This window comes from Proteus sp. G2669 (assembly GCF_009915245.1).
Classification (GTDB): domain Bacteria; phylum Pseudomonadota; class Gammaproteobacteria; order Enterobacterales; family Enterobacteriaceae; genus Proteus.
Window position 1 is genome coordinate 1 of sequence record NZ_JAABLX010000035.1, and the last position, 2,535, is coordinate 2,535.

Annotated in this window: 3 protein-coding genes; all 3 read left to right on the forward strand. The window is 40.8% G+C overall.

The annotated features are described in order from the left end of the window. The coding region (locus GWI68_RS09340; RefSeq protein WP_279542884.1) for a type VI secretion IcmF C-terminal domain-containing protein at positions 1–1,130 on the forward strand (1,130 nt) is incomplete at its 5' end. Positions 1,131–1,313: 183 nt separating this feature from the next. Then, positions 1,314–1,835, forward strand: coding sequence for a DUF3304 domain-containing protein (locus tag GWI68_RS09345; protein WP_166540090.1), 522 nt, complete (start codon positions 1,314–1,316; stop codon positions 1,833–1,835). Further along, complete coding sequence (locus GWI68_RS09350; RefSeq protein WP_166540091.1) at positions 1,820–2,365, forward strand: DUF3304 domain-containing protein; 546 nt, start codon at positions 1,820–1,822, stop codon at positions 2,363–2,365. Before GWI68_RS09345 ends, GWI68_RS09350 begins: the two co-directional genes overlap by 16 nt. The last annotated feature ends 170 nt before the right edge of the window (positions 2,366–2,535 follow it).

Consider the following 2,535-nt stretch of genomic DNA (forward strand, 5'->3'; position numbering starts at 1 on the left):
TAGCAGACTCTTTTGTTAACTCAGCCAAAGATTTATTAAACAAAGAACAACAGCCGGTTATTAGTCAAAAAGCGGAATTTACCGGCCCTCTAGAGCCTGTTTTTGCGCCAATACTGGCCTTTACCGATCCTCAATCTTCAGCGCAAAACAGTGATGCGTTAAGCCTACAAGCCTACCTCACACGCGTGACTAGAGTTCGCTTAAAACTTCAACAAGTTGTTAATGCCCCCGATCCACAAGCCATGTCTCAAGCATTGGCTCGAAGTGTTTTTGAAGGAAAAACCGTCGATTTATCAGAAACGCAAGATTACGGCAGTTTGATTGCAGCAAGCTTTGGGCAAGAGTGGAATAGCTTTGGTGATACATTGCTTGTGCAACCCATGTCTCAAGCATGGCAACAGTTATTAGCGCCCACTTCGCAAGGTATCAACACTCAATGGCGAAATGCGATTGTGAATGATTGGAATAGGGCATTTGGTGGTCGCTATCCACTCAAAAATACGCAAAGTGAAATCTCATTACCGTTAATGGCGCAATATCTACGCCCTGATAATGGTCGTATTCAACGCTTCCTTGAAACTCACCTTAACGGTGTTTTACATAAAGAAGGTACGCACTGGGTACCCGATACCACAAATGCACAGGGCTTAACCTTTAACCCTGAGTTCTTAAAAGCCTTAGACAAACTAAGCTATCTCGGAGATGTCGTTTTTGCGAATGGTGAAGCGCGTCTTTACTTTGAATTACGTCCAGGTACATCACCTGACATTATGCAAACCCACCTAATGATAGATAAACAATCTCTTATCTATGATAACCAACAACCGCAATGGCAACGCTTTGTTTGGCCAGCTGATACCGTTGCTTCAGGTGCATCGCTGAGTTGGATCACCACCAATACAGGTACACGTATTTATGGCGATTATCGTGGCGTCTGGGGCATCATTCGGTTATTGGAGGATGCCAATATCGCCCCTTATGCTGGTAGCACCAGCAGTTACTCTGTCAGTTGGAAAACCTTAAATGGACAGTCACTCAATTACACTTTAAGAACAGAAATGGGCGATGGCCCAATCGCACTCTTGCAACTACGCAATTTTGTTTTACCAGAAAAGATCTTTTTAGATTAAAAATTTAAACAAATAAAAAGATGATTAAAATGGATTATTGATATCTCAGTTATTTTTACACCAAGTATTCTCCATTATATTGGAATATTAACTAGTCACCGCCCTATTTAGCCAAAAGATCTCTGGAAAGCTTTCTTTTAAGTTAAATAACAAACTAACATTTAAATAAATCTTAATTATTCTATGTCATTAAAAGTAATATCATTAATTCTCACTTCTTCTCTGTTACTTTCCGGTTGTGCTAATGCCGGCTCTTGGGGCGCAAAACCGGAAAACGCCATCTTGGGAGCAGGTCTTCAAGGCTATAACCACACTCAATACAGTATTACCGCTTTTTCGATTAATGAAGGTTATGGCAGTATTGGCGGCACTGTCTGCTGTGTGATGATCCCCGAAAAATGGCGTCCTAATTTAATCGCTCACATAAAGTGGGAGAAACTCGATAAAAGCAAAATATCTCCTGCACCCAAATTTAGCCAAGTCGAGGCCTATAACCGCTGGGAGAAAGAATTAGACCGCTATACGACCTATCACGAAGCTTGGGTGCCAATCCCACAATATGATGAACCTTGTAGTGTCAAAGTGCATTTCTTACCTTGTAATGAAGTAAAAATCACTACCTCTTGTAAAGGATATGGTCATCCTGAATACCCAATTAATGAACCTCATAATATGAAGGAGCCCGCCATATGTCCTCAAAAATAACCATTTGGCAAGCTTACCCCAAATTTGCCACGCTTTTGATACTCACCCTGTTACTTTCTGGCTGTGCCAATGCGGGCTCTTGGGGCGCAAAACCGGAAAACGCCATCTTGGGAGCAGGACTTCAAGGCTATAACCACACTCAATTTGAAATTTCAGGTTTTTCAATTAATGGGGGTTACGGCAGTATTGGCGGAACCGTCTGTTGTGTGATGATCCCCGAAAAATGGCGCCCTAATTTAACCGCACATATTCGATGGGAAACTGTCGATACCAGCAAATTTCCACCACCTCCAAAATTTAGCCAAGTAGAAGCCTATAAACACTGGAAACAACAACTCCGCGACAATACCTCCAGTCACGAAACTTGGGTGCCAATCCCACAATATGATGAACCTTGTAGCGTCAAAGTGCATTTCTTACCTTGTAATGAAGTGAAAATCACTACCTCCTGTAAAGGATATGGTCATCCTGAATACCCAATTAATGAACCTCATAATATGAAGGAGCCAACCGTATGTTTGAAGAAATAAAAGCAGAACCAGTTTGGGTACCTAATCATTTCCCTAATGATGGGCGATTGGAATTATCTCAACAACAAATAGAAAATAATTATAAAACACGAGAAGAATAAAAAATTATAACTGCAGTCGAAATTTTCACATATCTTTATCCACTTTATTATTAAAGTAATACAATAAAA

Excerpts from the sequence above, each read along its gene's own strand:
- GWI68_RS09350 (WP_166540091.1), top strand. The coding sequence starts at position 1,820 with ATGTCCTCAAAAATAACCATTTGGCAAGCTTACCCCAAATTTGCCACG.
- GWI68_RS09345 (WP_166540090.1), top strand. The coding sequence starts at position 1,314 with ATGTCATTAAAAGTAATATCATTAATTCTCACTTCTTCTCTGTTACTT.